We start from the raw sequence: 19,468 nt of genomic DNA on the forward strand, positions 1-19,468 counted from the left end.
CGCCGCTTTCGGCTGCGAGCCCCGCCCCGCGCCCGCCTGCCGGACCACCGAGGTACCCATGTCCAACAAGCCAGATACGTCGACCGACTCTGCCCAGGTGGAACGCGAGATCGCGCGCGGGGAATCCATCGAGCGCCTGGCACGGACCTTCGAGTCCAGTGCGCGCCGCTGGGAGATCGTCGTCTATCCGGCGCTGCTCGCATTTGTGGTGCTGGCAATCTACGGGTTCTATCTGGTCTACCACCTGAGCCGTGATGTGAGTCGTCTGGCCGACAGCGTCGGCAGCAACATGACCACGCTCTCGACTCACATGCGCGATGTTTCGGACAACGTCCGCTCGATGACCGGGACGATGCGGGTTGTGGCGACCAGCATGACCGACATTTCCGATGACGTCGGCGCCCTGCAACCGATGCTGACGAAAATGCAGACCATCACCGACAACATGGGCAACCTGAACCAGTCGATCGCACGCATGACCAACGCAACCCAGTTCATGCAGGTCGACATGGCGCGCATGAATCACAGCGTTGGCAAGATCGGCCGGCCGATGTCCATGTTCAACGCGTTCATGCCATGGTGATCATTGCGTATCCACAGCGAACCGCGGACGCTTGAATAAGGAGCCACTCGGGTCCCGTCTGGTTGTCGCGATTTCGTCGCGCGCGCTGTTTGACCTGGATTCCTCGCACCGCGTCTTCGAACAGGAAGGCGTGGAGCAATATCACCATTACCAGATGGAACATGAAGACACCCCGCTCGAACCGGGTGTCGCGTTTGGTCTGGTGCGCAAGCTGCTGAAGATCAATCAGCAACTTCCGGATGGTCCACGGGTTGAAATGATCCTGCTGTCGCGCAACAGCGCTGACACGGGGCTGCGCATTTTCAACTCCATCGTTCATCACGGGCTGGACATCACAAGGGCCGCATTCACGGGCGGCCGCAGCCCGTATCGCTATGCCGCCGCTTTCGGCGCGCAGCTGTTTCTGTCGGCAAATGCCGAAGATGTGCGTGACGCGCTGGGTGCCGGCGTTGCTGCGGCCACGCTGCTTCCAGGCGCGTTGCGGTTTGCCCGCGATGAACAGGAACTGCGCATTGCGTTTGACGGGGATGCGGTGCTGTTTTCAGACGAAGCCGAGCGGATCTACAAGTCGGCCGGGCTGGATGCCTTTACGGCGTCGGAAGTCGCCGCTGCGCGCGAGCCTCTGGGCGGTGGCCCGTTCAAGCCATTTCTGGCGGCCCTGCAGGCGATCCAGTCGGGTGTGGCCGATTCGCGGCGCCTGATTCGCACCGCGCTGGTCACCGCGCGTTCAGCGCCGGCTCACGAACGCGTGGTTCGCACTCTGCGCGACTGGGACATCCGCATCGACGAGGCGCTGTTCCTCGGCGGAAAGGAAAAGGGTGCGTTCCTCAAGGCCTTCGGCGCCGACATCTTCTTTGATGATCAGACGGGCCACTGCGAATCGGCCGCGCAGCACGTGGCGACCGGACATGTGCCGCACGGCGTCGCAAACGAATTGCAGACGTCGACAGCCAGGGAAGAAGCGCCGATCGAGGTGGCTGGATCAGCCGCGCGGAAAACGGTGTCGCGCTGAATCGATGAGGGCTGGCAAGCCCCGTGCCCGAACAGGTGCGGGGCACACGCCGTTGGCTGGTCTCAGCCGGTCCCGAAATCGTAGTTCAGCGACTCCGAAGGCTCCTGCAGGAAGTAGCTCTGGATGTAGTCCACGCCGACGGTCCAGAGCACCGCCAGGCTGTTCGCGTCTTCAACTGCACGCGCAATCGTTCGAACCTTGTAGGTCTGCGCGAGTTTGTTGATCTCGCTGAGTGCGAGCTGCCGATCTTCGCTGCCGGCCAGGTTGTGCGTGAACGAGGTGTCGATACACGCAAAATCGATCGGCAGGTGTTTGAGAATCTTGCCCGCATTCGGCTCGATGCCGAATCCGTCCAGGGCGATGTGGCAGCGAAGTTTGGCAAGTCCGGTGATGAGCTTTCGTGCCGGTTGCAGGTGTTTGCGGATGATGCTGTCCTCGATCTGAAACACGATCCACGAACCTTTCACGCGGGCGTCACGCAGCGCTTCGACGATCCACAGCAGGCTTGATTCCTGGCTGATGCTCGCGACCGACAGCGGCAGGAAAAACACCACACGGCGACCGTCGCGACGCAATTGTGCCAGCGCGGCGAGTGCCTTGGTGATGAGCCAGCGGTCCATCTCGCCCATGAGACCGGAGCGTGCAGCAGCGTCGATGTAGTTTGCCTTGTTGACTTCCTTGCCATCGCTGTCGAGCAATCGGGCTGACACTGCGAAATTTTCCTTCGCGTCGCCTTGCAGGCTGACCATCGGCTGAAACACCAGCTGCATGCGATCGTGCGCGAGCGCAAAGCGGATGGTCTCTATGACCGATCGGTCGCCGGCGTTCTTGAGGTCTTCGGCGGTCTCGATCGGGTCAAACTTCTTGACCTGGTTGCCCTTTGACGCGATGTCGTCGCACGCGCGCTGGGCCTGCGAGATCAGATCAAGCGCGGATTCGCCGCGATCGCCGGAGGCGGTGGCGAGCCCGATTGAGCAGGTCAGGGATGCGACCTGGCCGGCGGTCTCGAACATCTGTTCCTGAACAGTGTTCCGCAGGTCCTCGGCAAGGTTTTCGACTTCATAAAGCGCCTTGCGACGAACGATCAGCGCCAGTGACGGGTCGCTGAAACGGGCGAGTTCATCGCCGAGCTGCAAGTGCTTGGTGAGGGTGACGCCGAGTTCGCGCAGCAGCGCGTCGGTGCCGTCAATGCCCAGTTCGTTGCGCAGGTCCTTGAAGCCATCGACCTGCAGATACATCACGGCCAGCTCCTCGCTGGTGTGATCGAACTCGCCGATCGCCCGGTCGAGCGCGCGCAGATAGTAATGGCGATTGCGCAGGCCGGTGGCGAGATCCTGATTGGAAATCTCCTCGATGCGACGCTGCAGCTCCTCGCTGTCGGACTTGTCGCGAATCACGATCTGGGTGCAGGGCTCGCGATCGACCGTTGCTGCGGAAAAGCTCATCGAAATTTCAAACTGGTCTCCGGCGAGGTTTTTGGCCAGTACGTCGATGGCCGGCGGTTCCGCCCCGTCCCGCCGGTTGGGATCGAGGCGGCGCAGGAAGTCCTTGAAGCGTGGCCGATCCTTTTCCGCAACCAGGTCCATGACGGGCACGACCTCGATGTCGGAGAACGACTCGTAGCCGAACATCCCGAGGTAGACGGGATTCGCGAGCACGTGCATGCCGTCGTGCACATAGGCGATTGCGTCGCGCGACGACTCGATCAGTCGCGTGCAACGGGCCTCGGCTTCGTTCAGCTGGACCTCGAAGCGTCGCAGTTTTTGCCGCGTCGCGTGATTGGCAAGCTCGCGCTGCACCACGGCCTGGAGGCGCCCGATGTGATCCTCGACCAGCACGTCGTCGGCGCCGGACTCGATCAGGCGCGCGGTCTCGTCGTCGTCTGTCGATGCGGTCACGACCACAATGGCCGCGTCCGGCTCGCGCAGACGCAGCCGTTTGAGCAGGCCGGGCAGGGTCGCCGAACTGGTCGAGGAGGTATGGACCAGCAGCAGGTCACGGCCCTGGCGACTGTCGAGACTCTCCTCGAACGCATCCTGATTGGCGGACTTTTCCGCGTGTACGGCGATGCCCACGTTTCGCAACGCGCTGCAGTAGCCTTCGGCGCGGTTGGACGACGCGTCCAGGATCAGGGCGCGCGCGGTGATGGTATCGCTCAACTCGGACTCCTCATGCGTTGTTCTTGGGCTGCTGCGGGCGGGTGGAAGCGGCGAAAAATCCTCCCGCACGAGTGCCTTACCGGGCAATCTAGCAGAATTTTCGAGACGGAAACGCGAACTGCTTCGTAATTTTTCGTGACGGCGGCGGGCGACCGGCCGCGTCCCGGGGTTACCGCGGAGCGCTGCGTGACGCGCGCGCGGCACTTGGCCGGAGGGCTCGCGGAGCGGCTTTTCGCGCGCCCGGACCGTTCAAACAAGTGCCTGAGAAGGCGACCCGCGAAGCTCTGAACGGTTCAGAGTTGTCCTACAACGAACTCCACAGCGAGGTGAAATCGTCGTCCGGCGTCTGGTCGTCGCCGCTCGATTCGTGCTCGTCGACCTCTACATATTGAAACTGCCGGAAGGCTCCGGAGCTTTCCAGCAGTCGCGTCAGGCGTACGTAGGAGAACTTGCCGTCCCGATCGACCCGCACCACGGTGCCGACTTCGTAAGGGATCGTCTCGGTGATCAGGCTCGCTGGGCGGTTGGCCACCCGCATCTCCGGTAGCAGCAGGCTGCGATCGTAGGCGCCATTCGCCGTGGACGGCTGGGTCATGATCGCGACGGCATGCGGCGCGATCATCTGCAACCCGACGCGCAGTTCGCTGCGTCCGGCAACCCGCAGCCAACGCACGACGGCGACACCGAACTGGGCGTCGGAATTCTGCGACTGAATGCCCACCAGTTCGCCGATCTTGACCTTCGGCATGTTCCGCACATGCCATTGCAGACAGTAACCACCGGCCGACTCGTTTAGGCTGTTGCAGGCGTAGGTTTCTGGCACCTCGGTCGTGGTGTTCAGGGGCAGCGTTGGCTGATTCAGGACGGGCGGCGCGCCGAACACGGGGTCCGCCGCGGGTGCAGCCATCGGCCCGAGTTGCGCGTCCATGGGTACGGCCGTGAGTTCGCCGAAGCTGACGCCGCGCCATGGTTCGGCGTTGTCCCGTTCAAACAGCGATTCGATGCGCTGCGCGTCTCCAACCGGCCTTGAAGCAGGACCGAAGGTCGACAGCCGCGACCCGGAATCCTGACGAGGCGCCGGCGTGGGTGGAGGCGGAGGGGCGGCTGTGCGAGATTCTTTGCGTACCAGTCGATGGATGGTTGAAAGGCTGGTTGCGACGGTCAGCGACAACCCCATGCGCGTTCTTGTGAGCTGCCGGCGCGGCCCCATGCCCCAGCGCTGGATCGCACGGCGCAGGATGTTGCGGTTCGCCTCCACCGTAGCCGTCGAGCGCGTGTTGGGGTCGGTTTCACGAAATGCCGTGCGCAGGGCCTCGCTGAGGGCCGCGGTGTCGAGGTAGCGAAGCGTACGACTCGGTGCGATCTGGGCCAGCGATGCGTGGCGGGGCGGGCGGTCGGACCAGAGGTCAACGACGAAGGTCTGTTTCGCATGATCGCTGCCCGCATCCGCGCCGCGCATTTCGGCCTGACCGGCCCATTGCCCGCAGCGAATCCAGGTCGTCTGCGTTTCGCTCTGGCGCATGCTGTAGGGGTCGCTCAGCGAGAACAACAGATTGCGGCGGTAGGCCGCGGAAACGGTCAGATTGGCGGCCTCGTCCGATTCGGGGTCCCGCACCGCGACGGCATCGACCTGGTTCTTTTCCGCCAGCAGATACAGCAGGTTGATTTCGCGCCAGAGCTTCGTCGACGGCGTCAGATACAGCGTGGCGGACTGCAGGAGGTGACGGCCCAGGTAAAAAAGTGCGCGATGGATCGCCACTGACAGCAACCGTCGGTCGACCTCGCCGCCGCGTGCCGTCAGCAGATCGTCGACGGCGATCCGGTACATCGTGCCGATCTCGCTCAGGAGCTCGCGCTGGAGCGACGCGATCTTGCGGGCCTTGTCCGAGATCGGTTGCGCGGTGCCAATCAGATGTTTGTCGAGATTCGATGAGACATAGTGCACCGTATGGCGCACCTGTTCGGATGCCTTGATGCGGGTCAACGCCGTCATCTGCGTCCGGTTCATTTCGCTCAGCGCCCCGAAGAGGCTGCGCGCGGTCTCGCCGATATTGGCAAGTGGCAGGGCGCTGAGCCATTCGGTCAGGCGCCGTGAACTGCCGTCGAAACTGCTCGGCCCCGGCGGCAAGCGGGCCGGGAGTTCCAGACCCGTGACGCTGGCGCCAGGACCCGTGTTCCCCGGCCGTCGTTGCAGGTCGGCGACATTCATTGAATGACTCAACGGCCGCTACCGAGTGACTCGTCGGTGTGGAGGGGTCTGCGCGTCGGGCATGTTGGCAAGCATAGCAATTCCGCTGGACACGGGTGGCGGTCAGGTTGCGGGCGCTGATCTGCGGTTCGATGGTCCGCGTATGTGTTCCGCAGTGAGCGCTCGCGCCGGTCATCCAAGCGGCAGCTTCGACCGTGCGCCCGCGATCTCGCGCACCAGGCGCGGCACCAGATAGCCGGGCAGGCGTGAGCGGAGGTCATTGAGCAACTGCACGGCACGCTCGTCCGGAACTTCGAAGTGCGCGGCCCCGGCGACCCGGTCCAGCGCATGCAGATAGTAGGGGGTGATGCGGGCGTCGGCGAGCCGCAGGCTGAGATTGGTCAGGGCATCAAGCGAATCGTTGACACCGGTCAACAGAACAGACTGGTTCAACAATATGGCCCCGGCCTGCGCCAGCCGATTCGCGGCGTCGATCACCGCTGCGTCGATCTCGTTGGCGTGGTTGATGTGCAGAACGACGATCACGGTGAATCGGGTTGCGCCCAGCCAGCCGACGAGCGCGTCGTCGACGCGCTGCGGGAGCACGACCGGGACTCGCGTGTGAATGCGAAGTCGTCGAAGGTGCGGGATGGCCTCGATGCGGCGGACGACGGTGGCGAGCCGTTCGTCGCGCAGACTCAGTGGATCGCCGCCGCTCAGGATGACCTCGTCGATCGAATCATCGTCGGCAAGCTGTTCAAGCAGAACGTCCAGATCGCGGTCGCGTAGTGCGTCCTCCGCGTAGGGAAAATGGCGTCGGAAGCAGTACCGGCAATGCACGGCACAGGCGCCGGTTGCGATCAGCAGCGCGCGACCGTGATATTTCTGCAGGAGTCCGTATCCGCGGCGCGCCGCGTGGTCGCCGACCGGGTCCGAACCGAATCCCGGGGCCTTCACGAGTTCGTTGGCCGATGCGGCGATCTGGCGCAGCAGCGGATCATCAGGATCGCCGGGGCGCATCCGTTCGGCGAACGGTCGCGGCACCCGCAGGGGAAAGCCCGCCGCATCAAACGGGACCGGCCCCAGCGCGTCGGCGGGCAGACCAAGGTACGCGAGCAGGGCTTCCAGGCTCGTGAACGAACGGGCCAGCTCATGCTGCCAGTCCGGCGTCTGCCGCGCGAAGTCGCTTCGCGGTATCATGCGCGCCCGTTTCCCCCGACCTGAAAGCCCCCAGTAATGGCCACCTATAGTACCAACGAGTTCCGTTCCGGCCTCAAGATCATTCTCGACGGCGATCCGTACAACATCGTCGAAAACGAGTTCGTGAAACCCGGCAAGGGACAGGCGTTCAATCGTGTTCGGGTACGCAACCTGAAGACCGGTCGCACGGTCGAGAAGACCTTCAAGTCCGGCGACACGGTCGAGGCCGCCGACGTCATGGATACCGAAATGCAGTACGTCTACACCGACGGCGAGTTCTGGTATCTGATGGACCCGACGAGCTTCGAACAGCTCAGCGCCGACAAGACCGCCATGGCCGATGCCGCACAGTGGCTCAAGGGGCAGGAGACCTTGCTGGTGACCCTGTGGAACGGTGCGCCGCTCAACGTTCAGGCACCGCAGACGGTCATTCTGCAGATCACCCAAACCGATCCCGGTGTGCGCGGGGACACCTCCGGTGGTGGCGGAAAACCGGCGACGCTGGAGACCGGTGCCGTGGTCCGTGTGCCGCTGTTCGTGCAGGAAGGCGAGTTCGTCAAGGTCAACACCTGGACGGGCGAGTACATCTCCCGCGCGAAAGAGGAAGGCTGAGGCGCGCGGCAAGCCAATCCGGCCAAGCCGCGGGTCAGGCCCCGCGCGATGTCCGACCTCGACTGGCGACCGGCCTGTTCGGTTGCGGCGCTGCGCCGGCGTGCAATCTTGCTCGCCGCGATTCGCGAGTTCTTTGCCGGTCGCGACGTTCTGGAAGTCGACACCCCGATCCTTTCGCGCGCCGGGAATCCCGATCCCAACATTGAGCCCGTGCGCACTTCGCCGGGCGCCGGGCTCTCGGCACTCTGTCTGGCCACCTCGCCCGAGTTTGCGATGAAGCGCCTGCTCGCGGCCGGCAGCGGTGCGATCTACCAGATCGCACATGCGTTCCGGGCCGGCGAGCGTGGGCGCTGGCACAACCCCGAGTTTTCCATTCTGGAGTGGTACCGGCCGGGATTCTCGGTCGAGGACCTGGTCGGGGAGATCGATGCATTGCTCGATGCGGTCGGATTGACCTCCGTTGCGGGCCCCATGCGCAGGATCGAATACCGGGATGCGTTCGTGACGGCGCTGGACGTGGACCCGCTTTCGGCATCGCTCGGCCAGCTGGCCCGACTCGCGCCGCAACAGGACTTTGGTCAGGAGCGCGAGACCTGGCTGGACTACCTGTTCAGCCACCGGGTTCAACCGACACTGGCCGGGCGCGTCTGCGTCTCCCACTGGCCGGCCTCGCAGGCGGCGCTCGCGCGGCTGGTGCCCGGGCGGCCCGAGCTTGCCGAGCGCTTCGAGATCTTTGTCGACGGGCTGGAACTCGCCAACGGCTTCCACGAGTTGGCCGACGCAGCCGAGCAGCGGCGCCGGTTCGAGTCGGATCGCGCGCGCCGCGCCGGGAACGGTCAGCCGGATATCGCCCTCGACGAGGCCCTGCTTGCGGCGCTCGGCGACGGGTTTCCCGACTGCAGCGGCGTCGCGCTGGGCCTGGATCGACTGCTGGTGCTGCTGAGTGGCGCGAAGTCGCTCGACGACGTCTTGGCGTTTCCGATCGAGCGGGCCTGATTACGAAACGATCTCCGACCGCGGTCAGTCGCAGATGCTGCCGATTGTCTGGCCGACGCGTACGGTGGCATCCGCTACGACCGGTTCATTCCAGGCGATGTTCGGACCAGTGAGCACAATCACGGTCGAGCCCATGTTGAAGCGACCGAGTTCTTCCCCGCGAGCGATACGGACGGCTTCCGCCCCCCGCGGGAACTCCCGGCGCACGACTCGCCGGCCGGCCGGCGGCGTGATCTCACCGGCCCAGACGGTCTCGATGGAACCCACGAACAGGGCGCCGACGAGCACGATTGCCATGGGGCCGGCCGGCGTTTCGCCGTAGCACACCACACGTTCGTTACGGGCAAACAGGCGTGGGCGCGCCCGCGTCGTGGCCGCATTCACGCTGTACAGGCGCCCCGGCACATGAACCTGGGTGCGAAGCTCGAAATCCAGCGGTGCATGTACCCGGTGATAGTCGCGCGGCGAGAGGTACAGCGTCGCGAACCGGCCGCCCGCGAACGGCGAGGCGAGATCGGTCTGGCCACCGAGCAGTTCCAGCACGTCGAAATCGTGGCCCTTGGCCTGGAAGATTCGGCCGGCCTGGATCGCGCCGGCCTGGCTGACCACGGCATCCGCCGGGCTCACGAGGGTGAGTGAATCGCCCTGCACCGGTCGGCGGCCGGGCGCCAGCGCGCGGGTAAAGAACGCGTTGAAGCTCGGGTAGCCATCTTCAGGGGCCGGGGCGGCGTCTGCGAGATCGACCTTGTAAATGCGTTGAAACACCCCGATGAGGGCGGTTCGAACGAAGCGCGCCCGCACGCGCGTGACCGCATGCACGGCGCGCGACAGGGCATGCTGCGCCAGGAGCCCGACCAGGGCCGTAAAGGCGCGGTCGGAAAAGCTGGACCCGGCCACGGCCGGTAGCGGGCGACGCTGATCAGGCGGCTTTGAGCGCGGCCTCTGCGGCGGCCACGGCGCGACCGGCCTCGATTTGTGCCGACATCTCGCCGAGCACGGTTTCGAGCGCGCCGAGCGCAAACAGCACATTCTGCGGGCGGGCGGCATAGCCCATGAGCCCAATGCGCCAGATCTTGCCGGCCAGTGCGCCGAGGCCGGCGCCGATTTCCAGATTGAACTCGTTGAGCAGGCGTGAACGCACCTTGGCGTCGTCGATACCCTCCGGAATATGCACGGCATTGAGCTGCGGGAGACGGTGGGGCTCGTCGACCAGCATGCTGATGCCAAGCGCCGCAAGACCGGCCTTGAGGGCTTCATGGTGCCGTGCGTGGCGCGCCCAGGAGGCCTCGATGCCTTCCTCGTGCAACATGACCAGTGATTCGTGCAGTCCGTACAGGGCGTTGATCGGCGCGGTGTGGTGATAAGCGCGTTTAGTTGCGCCGCCCCAGTAGCCCATGACCAGGTTCAGGTCCAGGAACCAGGACTGCGCCTTGTCCGTGCGCGAGCGAATCCGCTCGGCCGCACGTTCGCTGAACGTGACCGGCGACAACCCCGGCGTGCAGGAGAGGCATTTCTGGCTGCCGGAGTACACCGCGTCCAGCCCCCAGGCGTCGACTTCCAGCGGCGTGCCGCCGAGTGAGGTCACCGCGTCGACGATCGTCAGGCAGTCGTGGCGGTCGGCAAGCTTGGCGAGGGTCTGCGCGTCGGACTGCGCGCCGGTGGAGGTTTCCGCGTGCACGAACGCGAGCACGCTCGCATCTGGATGCGCCTTCAGTGCGTCCTCGACCTTGTTCGGGTCGACCGGTTTGCCCCAGTCGTCCTGCACCATGACGGCCTTGGCGCCGATGCGCTCGACGTTCTCCTTCATGCGTCCGCCGAATACGCCGTTCTGGCAGACGATCACGGTGTCACCGCGATGCACGAGATTCACGAAACAGGTTTCCATGCCAGCCGACCCGGGCGCGGAGACGGGCAGGGTGAGCGCGTTTTGCGTGCGGAATGCGTACTGGAGCAGCCCCTTGATGTCGTCCATCAGGCCGACGAACGCCGGGTCCAGGTGGCCAATGGTCGGGCGGGCCATCGCCTCGAGCACGCGCGGGTGGACGTCCGACGGACCGGGCCCCATCAGGGTGCGAACGGGGGGGTTGAAGCTCGTGAAGGTCATGGGAAGGCTCCGCCAGGGCGTGCGAAAACCCCGCATTATACGGGGGGTTCGCCAGCCGCACCATTCGGGGCCCGCCCTTGAAACCCGGCACCCGATCCCCAGATTCCGCGGCATCGACAGGGAATTGCCCTGTCCTGTGAACCCTGAATTCTGAACCGTTCTGGAGGTCCAGCATGAATATCGCAACCTATCGTCCGTTCGATCTGTTCGCCCGCCTCGAGCGTGAACTCAACGGGCGTTCCACGGCCACCAGCGAATCGCCGACCACGAGTTTTGCGGTCGACATTCGCGAAGAAGTCAACCGCTTCGTGCTGCGCGCCGATCTGCCGGGCGTGGAGCCGAAAGACATCGAGGTCAGCGTCGACAAGGGCGTGCTGACGATTCGCGGCGAGCGTGTCGGCGAAAACTCGGAAACCGACGAAAAGGCCGGCTACACTCGGATCGAGCGCAACCGGGGCGCATTCGAACGCCGCTTCACGCTGCCGGATTCCGTCGATGCCGACGCGATCGAGGCCGCGAGCAGCAACGGTGTGCTGACACTGACTGTGCCGAAGCGCGCAGAGGTTCAACCGCGTCGCATCGCGGTGCATTGACGATCGTCCCTGCGCTGCGCCGGGTGAATGGTGAAACCCACGCGCCAGGGCTGGCAGGTTGTTAAAAAGGCCCGTCCATGGCCTTTTTAACGTCGCAACCGAAAAGCGCGGTTTTCGGTGGCTCACGAAAGTCAAACACTTGTGTGTTCGATTTTCGGGCGAGACGTCCCTGTCTCGCGATATCAGGCTGTTGAAATGAGAATTTCAACAGCCTGCCAGTCCGGGGCGCGCTGTCTTCAGGCCGGGAGTGAATATGTCCGACGATCATGATCCGCGGGACGCTGACTGGCGTGCGCGACTGAGCCCCGAGCAGTATCGCATTACGCGCGAGAAGGGCACCGAACGTGCGTTCACCGGTAAATACTGGGACAGCAAGACGATCGGCATGTACCGCTGCGTGTGTTGCGGGGCGGAACTGTTCGACTCGAGCACGAAATTCGATTCCGGCTCCGGCTGGCCGAGCTTTACGGCACCGGCAACCGCGAATGGCGTGGATGAACACGAAGACCGCAGCTTCGGCATGCGGCGCACCGAAGTCACCTGCCACCGCTGCGGGGCGCATCTGGGCCACGTGTTTCCCGATGGTCCCGGCCCCACCGGGCTGCGTTACTGCATCAACTCCGCTTCGCTGGATCTTGACGAAAAGTGATCGAGATACCGGCGGGTACGGTCAGGGACGGTACATATACTCCCGGGTGATCGGTATCGCGCCGTGGCGTTTCGCGAGTTGCAGCTGAAACACCACCAGATCGCGCCAGCGGAAAGACGCCTCGCTGGCCTGTAGATAGAACTCCCACATGCGACAGAAGCGTTCGCCGAGGCGTTCGACGAATCGCGCACGCTGGCGCTGAAAACGCTCATGCCAGGCCTTGAGCGTGTCGGCATAGTGAAGCCGCAGGGTTTCGATATCGGTCTGCACCCATCCCGCCCGTTCGATCGCGCGGCTGGTTTCCGACAACGCCGGGATATAGCCGCCGGGGAAGATATGCCGTGCGATCCATGCATTGGTTGGCGACGGCGGTCCGGAACTGCCGATCGTGTGCAGCAACATCGCACCATCGTCGCTGACGAGATTCGCCGCGGCCTGGAAAAAGCGCTGAAAATGCGCAAGCCCGACGTGCTCGAACATGCCGATCGAGACGACTCGATCATAACGACCTCGATGCTCGCGGTAGTCGCATAGCTCGAAACGTACACGGTCGCCGAGGCCGGCAGCCGTCACGCGTTCGCGGGAGACTCTCAACTGTTCCTTTGACAGGGTGATGCCGGTGACCTCGACCGCGTGTTCGCGCGCCAGATGCATGGCCATCCCGCCCCAGCCCGAACCGATGTCGAGCACCCTCTGGCCGGCGCTCAGGCACAGCTTGCGTGCGATATGGGTGCACTTCGCCTGCTGCGCAGCGTCGAGGTCCATCCCGGGCCTGGGGAAGTAGGCACAGGAGTAGTGCATGTCCGTATCCAGGAACAGGCGGAACAGCGATTCGTCCAGATCGTAGTGGTGCGCGACGTTCCGGTAGCTGCGCGCGATCCGGTTGAGGCTCTGCAAAACGCTTTCGGTGCGCGCAAACGCGCGGACCCAGAACGAGCGTCGGTCGGGCACGGCGACGAACAGTACGCGCAACAGTTCGAGCAGCGAGCCTCCGGAAACGTCCCATTGACCTTCCATGTAGGTCTCGCCCAGATTCAGTCCGGGGTTGCGCAGAATCCGCGCAGGGGTGCGGGCGTCGTGAAACACCCACTCCAGGGTTGTGCTTCCGCGGCCGATGGTTTCGACCGCACCGTCGGGTGTGCGCATGTGCAGCGCATCGTCGGTCAGGCCAGCGGACAGAAACCGGCCGAGCGCGGACATCAGTCGAAACGCCTGCGCACAGCGAGCCTCCGACGCCGGCTGTGGCGGAAACCGAAGTTCGAACCAGCCATGGCGTCAGGCCAGAGTTTCGAACTCCGGCATGGTGGGAATCTCGCACTCGAGTTGCCCGAGCGCATTGCGAAGCGCGGCCTGTAGGGCCTCCTCGATCACCGGGTGGTAATAGGGCATCCGCAGCAGATCGACGACGGTCGAATTTCGCTGAATCGACCAGGCCAGCAGATGCGCGAGGTTTTCGCCCTGCGGTGCGACCAGTGTCGCGCCGAGAACGCGGCCGTCGCGCTTGTCCGCATACACCCGGATCAGGCCGCGATTGGCGCCCATGATCAAGGCTCGGCCGACCGGCGCCATGGGCATTTCGCCGATCACCGTGGTGGCGGGATCGAGTTCGTTGAACGGTGTTCCGACCATGGCGATGTTCGGGTCCGAAAACACGATCGCCAGTGGCGTGCGGCGCCGGAATGCCACCGGTTTTGCCTGCGTCGCGTTGTAGCCGGCAATCCGGCCCTCGTCGCCGGCTTCGTGCAGGATCGGTCGGTGACCGACGATGTCACCGGCAATGAACACCGGCAGATCGCCGATCTGCATGGTGTGCGGATCGTAGGCCGGCAGGCCGGTGTGGTCCAGCGGCAGACCGAGGCGGTCGATCCGCAGGCGATTCAAATCGGCACGCCGTCCCAGTGCGGCGAGTACGGCATCGACTTCGACCTCGCGCTCGCCGGCGTGCACGCGCAGGGCATCGCCGTGCGGTGCAATCGTGCCGCGGGCGTTGACCCAGATCGGGAAGTCGCGACCGATTGCCTCGATCGCGGCGGTGTTCGCGGCGGGATCGGTAATTCCCGCGATGCGCTCGCCCAGCTCCAGGCCGGTGACCTCGACGCCCATCCGCGCCAGTGTCTGCCCGAGTTCCAGCCCAACGATGCCCAGCCCGAAGACCGCGATGCGCGGGGGCAGGGTTTCCTGTTCGAAGAAGGTGTCGGTCGTCAGGATTCGATCGCTGAATGCCGCCCATTCCGGCGGCACGATCGGCTGCGTGCCCGCAGCGATGATGATGGCTCGTGCGCGAATGGTCTGATTGTTCACGCGCAGTTCGTTGGGCGAAATCAGCTCGGCGTAGCCGTCGATCAGATGTTCGGCGCCGAGGTGGTCCGTGCTGTTGGAAAGCACCCGATCGACGAAGTTGTCGCGCAGATCGCGCACATGCTCCATGGCTTCGGTCTGGTCCAGCGACAGCGAATCGGCGCCATCGATGCCATGGCGCTCGAACAGGTCGCGGCGGTGGAAGTCGTGCGCGACCTGGATCGCGGCCTTCGATGGCATGCAGCCCACCCGCGCACAGGTCGTGCCGAGCGGCCCGCCGTTGATCAGCACGAACGAACTGGTGGCGCGACGCACCTGCGACAGTGCGGAAAGTCCGGCGGTACCGGCGCCGATGATGGCTACGTCTACTTCTCTGCTCATGCCAAAGGCTCGCTGGATGGCGGGTCGGTATAGCCCGCGGGCATTACATTTTCAAGTCAGTGGGAACGAGGGAATTCGCCGCTGCTACGTTCGCGCGCAGATGTGCCGGGTTGATCGTGCCGACGACCAGCGCGTGAACGCCCGGGGTTCCGAGCACGAACTCAATGGCCTGTTTCGCCCCGTCCGGGCGGTCCGCCAGATGGCCGCTGGCGAAACCCTTTTTCACCAGCACGCCACATCCGTTGGCGTTGCACGCGTCGATGGCCGGAAGCTCCACGGTGTGGCCCGGATTCAGGGTGAGCATTACGACATCACAGTGCTCGGCGCACCACAGTGCGCCGGCGACGGTCTTGGTCGACATGCCGATCGCACGAATCGCCCCCTCGCGTTTCAGAGTCGCGAGCGTTTCCAGCACCGGCTCGTCCCTTGCGATGGCGAGATCGTCGCCGTTGCTGTGCACAAGCACGATGTCGATCGTCTCGCGGCCCAGCCGACGCAGGCTGCGTTCGACGCTGTCCCGCGTGGCGTTGGCGGAAAAATCGAAGCATGAGTTCTTCCCGTCGAATGCCTCGCCGACCTTCGAGATCAACACCCAGTCCGCGGGTGTCTCCAGCAGTGCGCCGAGCCGCTGTTCAGCGACGCCGTAAGCCGGGGCGGTGTCGATTGCGTTGATGCCGAGTTCGCGCGCAAGGGCGAGAAGATCGCGGATTTCCGCATCGGTTGGCAGATCGAAGGGGCGGGGATACTTGACGCCGGTGTTGCGGCCGAATTTGACGCTGCCGAGTACGATCGGGCTGATTTCGATGCCGGTGTGGCCAAGCGCTCTCAGCGCCATTGCCTCGGCAGGTCCCAGACATTGGCGGTGATCGCCGGGCCCACAGCGGCGGGATCGAGGCCCAGGTCGCGCACGTTCGCCGTGTGGCCCTGCGGCTCGATCCCGGCGGTCTTCAGGAGTTCGATCACGCGCTCGGCGAGCAGTGGCGCGAGCGCCATTTTCGTCGGCCAGGCGACGATCACACCGCCGCCGGTGTCCTCGGCATACAGATCGTCCGGACGCTTGTTGCTGGTCGTGCGCGGCTCGGCGCGATCGACATGAAAGCTGGCCCATTCGACTCCGGACAGATCGACCCACGGCAGCAGGGCCTCGATCTTGGTCCAGGTGTCCTTGATGTGCGCCTCGGGCGTGAGGTTGACGCCTTCCTCGGCCAGCGCGCCGCCGAGATACCAGATGTCGCGCCCTTCGGCGTCGACATGCGAGGTGATGGTGATGCGTGGCGTGGTGCCACCGCCGATGGCATGCGCGTAGGTGGCGGGAGGCAGGTCTCCGCGCAGCATGATCATGTGCAGCGGCCGACGCTGCATGGGGATGCGCAACGCCGATCGCGTGACGCCGTGCGTATTGCGCCGCGAGAATTTCAGCAGGTCCAGGTTGCCGCTGCCGCCGGTATACAGCAGGCGCTGGGCAAACAGGGTCAGATGCTCGCCACCGGGAAGGCGGATATCCGCGCGGGGTCGTCGGCCGGGCGTAATGCTCACGCCGTACGGCCAGCTGACGCGCAGCATGCGATCCAGGTGCGGGGTCGCCAGACTTTCCAGCAGCGAGTGCACGTCGATGACCGGCTCCGCAACGCGGTAGACGCTGCCCTTGAAGCCGTCCATGCGAAACAGCTCCGGGCGCTGCTCGCCTTTGACCGGGACGACCTCGCCGCTCATCGCGCGGCGCGCAATCTTGGCCACGACACGGGATGCGAAAAACCCCCGCGCCCACAGGTAGTGGGCATCCGACAGGATCTTCACGCCGGTCAGCTTCGGCTCCAGCAGTCCCTCGACATGGTCCAGCCATCGTCGCGGCATCGCCTCGAGACCGGCAACGCCCTTGCTGCGGCCGGCGCGGTACTTCACGCCGCCGTGGATGATGCCCTGCGCGCAGCGCGTCTGACCCGCCCCGATGGCGTCGGCTTCCAGCAGCAGCGCCGAGTAGCCGGCCGCGACGACGCGGTCCAGCGTCCAGAGACCGGCAATGCCGGCGCCGAAAATCAGCACATCGACGTCGATTCGGTTCGCCATCACGCGTCGCTCAGGAGGGGCGCCGGACGATCCGCTCGATCGTCTTCGTGGTGGAACAGCCGTCGAGGTAGCCGACGACCCGCAGTTCGCCGCCGGCGGCGCGCACACAGTCCGCGCCGATGAAGTTGGCCAGGTCGTTGTCGCCGCCTTTCACCAGCACGTCGGGCAGCAGGGCGCAGATCAGCCGCTCGGGCGTCGGTTCGGTGAATGCGACGACCCAGTCCACGCAGCCGATCGCGGCGAGCACGGTCATGCGCTGCTCCAGCGGGTTGACGGGGCGCCCTTCACCCTTGAGGTCGCGAACGGTCTGGTCGACGTTCGTCGCGACCACCAGCCGGTCGCCGAACCGGGCCGCCTGTTGCAGCGTCTGGACGTGACCGGCATGCAGGATGTCGAAACAGCCGTTGGTGAAGACGATCCGCTCGCCGCGTTTCCTGGCCTGGGCGACGTGCGCGAGCAGCGTCGCTTCGTCTACGATCTTCTCCGGTCCGAGCATCGCGCCGGCCGTCGCCAGCTCGTCGGCCGAAACCGTCGCGGTGCCGAGCTTGCCGACCACCAGTCCCGCCGCCCGGTTCGCCAGCCGCACGGCATCGTGCAGCGGTGCGCCGGCCGCCATGGCCGCCGCCATGATGGCGATCACGGTGTCGCCGGCGCCCGTGACGTCGAACACGTCGCGCGCCTCGGTCGGCAGGGTCAGCGGCGGTTCTCCGGCTTCGACGAGGGTCATCCCACGTTCGCCGCGCGTGATCAGCAGGCCGTCGAGACCGAGTTCCGCGACAAGCCGCTGCGCGCGCTCGGTCAGCTCGGTTTCATCGTGGGTCTTGCCAACGACGGCGTGAAATTCCATGAGGTTTGGTGTGATGAAACTCGCGCCGCAGTAACGCGCGAAATCCGTGCCTTTGGGGTCGACCAGCACCGGACGGTTCAGCGTGCGGGCGGCCTCGATGAGGCGGCGGATGTCGGCGAGCGCACCCTTCGCGTAGTCGCTGAGTACGACGACATCGTGATCGGCGACGGCGTGCGTGAATCGGTCAGTCAGTTCTTCGACCCCGACGTTGCTCGCACCGGCCTCGAAGTCCATGCGCAGCAGTTGCTGATGGCGACTGACCACGCGCAGCTTGCGTGCCGTTGGACGGTCGGCGCAGGCGACGAAGTCAGTCCGTACGCCCTGTGCCTCCAACAGGGCCGTGAGCGTTTTCGCGTCCTCGTCCTGGCCGGTCAGGCCGACCAGGCGGCAGTGCGCACCGACGGCCGCCAGGTTCGCGGCGACATTGCCCGCGCCGCCGGGACGGCTCTGTTCGCCCTGCACGAGCACGACCGGCACCGGCGCCTCCGGCGAAATCCGCGAGGTGTCGCCGGACCAGTAGCGGTCGAGCATCACGTCGCCGGCAACGAGTACCCGCGCGCGGCGGAAATCGGGCACGATGTCGGTCATGACGACAGGTCGATCAAACGGCGGTGCATGGCTTCGGGGGCGGCGGTATTCAATACCGTCGGCACCCTGGCGGTGAACCTGTCGACGGCGGGATTTTCGGGCGCGGATACTAGCACAGTGTCCCTGTTGCGCCCGGCCGCAGGCGGGCTGGATCGGGTACATGGCGGGCTTTGACGGTGCGCTGCTGAGCGCAGCCCAATTCGATGCGCTGGTCGGCTCCGGTCCGGTCATCAGCGAGGACCGTTTCGGACCGAAGGTCATCCGGCTGGCGGACGGGCGCTGGCTGAAGCTGTTTCGCCGCAAGCGGCGCTTTTCATCCGCGGCCTGGAACCCGTACGCACTGCGCTTTGCGCGCAGCGCGATCGCGCTGGAACGGCTGGGCATTCCGAGCGTGCAGGTGGAGTCGGTGTTTCGCTGCCGCGCGCGCGAGCGCGACGGCGTGATCTATCGCGATCTGCCCGGCGACACCGTGCGTGATCTGCTCGCCGGGAGCAGATCCGCGACCGAAGTGCTTGCGCAGACCGGGCGCTTCATCGCGGACCTGCATGCGCGCGGCGTGCAGTTTCGGTCGGTGCATCTCGGCAACATCGTGCGCGGACCGGGGCACCGGTTCGGACTGATCGACATCGCCGATGTGCGTGTGCGGCGCCGGCCGCTGTCTACGCGTGAGCGCATCCGCAACCTCGCCATCCCGTTGCGACACCGTGATGATCGCAGGCGTATCGAGGCGCTTGGCGTGGGGCATCTGGTTGATGCCTACCTTGACGCGATCGGGGCGAAACCCCGGTTGCGTGCGCGTTATCGCGCCGAGCTGCTGGGAACGCGCTGAATCGGGTCAGGCTCAACCCGCCAGAGTAAGCGCGGGGGATTTCGGCTCTTGGCTAGGGCCTGTTCACACTGCGCTTGGCGCAACCCCGCGGGACGGGGCCGTTCCCGTATCCAACCGCGTTGCGGTTCGCTGATGTACGTCAAGTACACTGCGCTCACAGCGCCTTGTTGGCCACAACAACGGCCACCGTCGCTGCGTCACGCGCAGTGTGAACAGGCCCTAGTGTCCCGTCCCGCAATGATCTGTCATTTCTGAGGGTTACTACGGTTCGAGGGCAAGGCGCGTCGTGAAGGCAATGGTCATTCCATTGGCAAGCGGCGCAACACCGCCCTCGAACCGTAGGGGCCCTCCCTGCGGGCGCG

Annotated in this window: 17 protein-coding genes; 7 read left to right on the forward strand and 10 right to left on the reverse strand. The window is 65.2% G+C overall.

Annotation, left to right across the window (positions count from 1 at the left end; all coding sequences use genetic code 11):
• The first annotated feature begins 58 nt into the window (after positions 1–58).
• Together KDG50_04905 and KDG50_04910 are read left to right on the forward strand one after the other, a co-directional pair.
• Positions 59–583, forward strand: coding sequence for a hypothetical protein (locus tag KDG50_04905; protein MCB1864745.1), 525 nt, complete (start codon positions 59–61; stop codon positions 581–583).
• 31 nt (positions 584–614) lie between these two features.
• Positions 615–1,595: a 5'-nucleotidase gene (locus KDG50_04910; protein ID MCB1864746.1), complete on the forward strand. Its 981-nt coding sequence runs from the start codon at positions 615–617 to the stop codon at positions 1,593–1,595.
• 62 nt (positions 1,596–1,657) lie between these two features.
• Here KDG50_04910 and KDG50_04915 read toward each other — a convergent pair whose 3' ends face one another.
• From KDG50_04915 to epmB, 3 genes are all read right to left on the reverse strand, one after another.
• Positions 1,658–3,754, reverse strand: coding sequence for an EAL domain-containing protein (locus KDG50_04915; GenBank protein ID MCB1864747.1), 2,097 nt, complete (start codon positions 3,752–3,754; stop codon positions 1,658–1,660).
• A 304-nt stretch (positions 3,755–4,058) separates the two neighbouring features.
• Entirely contained in the window at positions 4,059–5,963 is a 1,905-nt protein-coding gene (locus tag KDG50_04920; protein ID MCB1864748.1) for a hypothetical protein, read from the reverse strand.
• Positions 5,964–6,134: 171 nt separating this feature from the next.
• A complete protein-coding gene (gene epmB / locus KDG50_04925; GenBank protein ID MCB1864749.1) occupies positions 6,135–7,142 on the reverse strand; it encodes an EF-P beta-lysylation protein EpmB in 1,008 nt (335 codons plus the stop codon).
• 36 nt (positions 7,143–7,178) lie between these two features.
• On the opposite strand from epmB, the gene efp reads away from it, so the two are divergent.
• The gene (gene efp, locus KDG50_04930) at positions 7,179–7,754 is read left to right on the forward strand and encodes an elongation factor P (protein MCB1864750.1); all 576 of its coding nucleotides are present in this window, start codon (positions 7,179–7,181) and stop codon (positions 7,752–7,754) included.
• A 48-nt stretch (positions 7,755–7,802) separates the two neighbouring features.
• Positions 7,803–8,750 (forward strand): EF-P lysine aminoacylase GenX, encoded by a 948-nt coding sequence (gene genX / locus KDG50_04935; GenBank protein ID MCB1864751.1) that lies wholly within the window; start codon positions 7,803–7,805, stop codon positions 8,748–8,750.
• A gap of 24 nt (positions 8,751–8,774) precedes the next feature.
• Here the strand turns inward: genX and psd are convergent, their stop codons facing one another.
• Together psd and KDG50_04945 are read right to left on the reverse strand one after the other, a co-directional pair.
• Positions 8,775–9,647, reverse strand: a complete 873-nt coding sequence (gene psd, locus KDG50_04940) for a phosphatidylserine decarboxylase (GenBank protein MCB1864752.1) — start codon at positions 9,645–9,647, stop codon at positions 8,775–8,777.
• 22 nt (positions 9,648–9,669) lie between these two features.
• On the reverse strand, positions 9,670–10,854 hold the full coding sequence (locus KDG50_04945; GenBank protein MCB1864753.1) for an alanine--glyoxylate aminotransferase family protein: 1,185 nt from the start codon (positions 10,852–10,854) through the stop codon (positions 9,670–9,672).
• Positions 10,855–11,027: 173 nt separating this feature from the next.
• Here KDG50_04945 and KDG50_04950 point away from each other — a divergent pair, with 173 nt between their 5' ends.
• Together KDG50_04950 and msrB are read left to right on the forward strand one after the other, a co-directional pair.
• Entirely contained in the window at positions 11,028–11,447 is a 420-nt protein-coding gene (locus tag KDG50_04950; protein MCB1864754.1) for an Hsp20/alpha crystallin family protein, read from the forward strand.
• Between the two features lie 253 nt (positions 11,448–11,700).
• Positions 11,701–12,096: a peptide-methionine (R)-S-oxide reductase MsrB gene (gene msrB / locus KDG50_04955; GenBank protein MCB1864755.1), complete on the forward strand. Its 396-nt coding sequence runs from the start codon at positions 11,701–11,703 to the stop codon at positions 12,094–12,096.
• Positions 12,097–12,117: 21 nt separating this feature from the next.
• Here msrB and KDG50_04960 read toward each other — a convergent pair whose 3' ends face one another.
• The 5 genes from KDG50_04960 to hldE form a co-directional block, all read right to left on the reverse strand.
• Entirely contained in the window at positions 12,118–13,296 is a 1,179-nt protein-coding gene (locus KDG50_04960; GenBank protein MCB1864756.1) for a class I SAM-dependent methyltransferase, read from the reverse strand.
• 75 nt (positions 13,297–13,371) lie between these two features.
• On the reverse strand, positions 13,372–14,775 hold the full coding sequence (locus tag KDG50_04965; GenBank protein ID MCB1864757.1) for a dihydrolipoyl dehydrogenase: 1,404 nt from the start codon (positions 14,773–14,775) through the stop codon (positions 13,372–13,374).
• Positions 14,776–14,818: 43 nt separating this feature from the next.
• Positions 14,819–15,610, reverse strand: coding sequence for an aldo/keto reductase (locus tag KDG50_04970; GenBank protein ID MCB1864758.1), 792 nt, complete (start codon positions 15,608–15,610; stop codon positions 14,819–14,821).
• Positions 15,601–16,842 carry a hypothetical protein gene (locus KDG50_04975; GenBank protein MCB1864759.1) on the reverse strand — a complete coding sequence of 414 codons (1,242 nt, stop codon included), beginning with the start codon at positions 16,840–16,842 and terminating at the stop codon, positions 15,601–15,603. Before KDG50_04975 ends, KDG50_04970 begins: the two co-directional genes overlap by 10 nt.
• 10 nt (positions 16,843–16,852) lie before the next feature.
• The gene (hldE, locus tag KDG50_04980; GenBank protein ID MCB1864760.1) at positions 16,853–18,277 is read right to left on the reverse strand and encodes a bifunctional D-glycero-beta-D-manno-heptose-7-phosphate kinase/D-glycero-beta-D-manno-heptose 1-phosphate adenylyltransferase HldE; all 1,425 of its coding nucleotides are present in this window, start codon (positions 18,275–18,277) and stop codon (positions 16,853–16,855) included.
• A gap of 160 nt (positions 18,278–18,437) precedes the next feature.
• Between hldE and KDG50_04985 the strand changes: the two genes are divergently transcribed.
• Positions 18,438–19,106, forward strand: a complete 669-nt coding sequence (locus KDG50_04985) for a hypothetical protein (protein MCB1864761.1) — start codon at positions 18,438–18,440, stop codon at positions 19,104–19,106.
• Positions 19,107–19,468 lie beyond the last annotated feature (362 nt).

Source organism: Chromatiales bacterium, assembly GCA_020445605.1.
Classification (GTDB): domain Bacteria; phylum Pseudomonadota; class Gammaproteobacteria; order JAGRGH01; family JAGRGH01; genus JAGRGH01.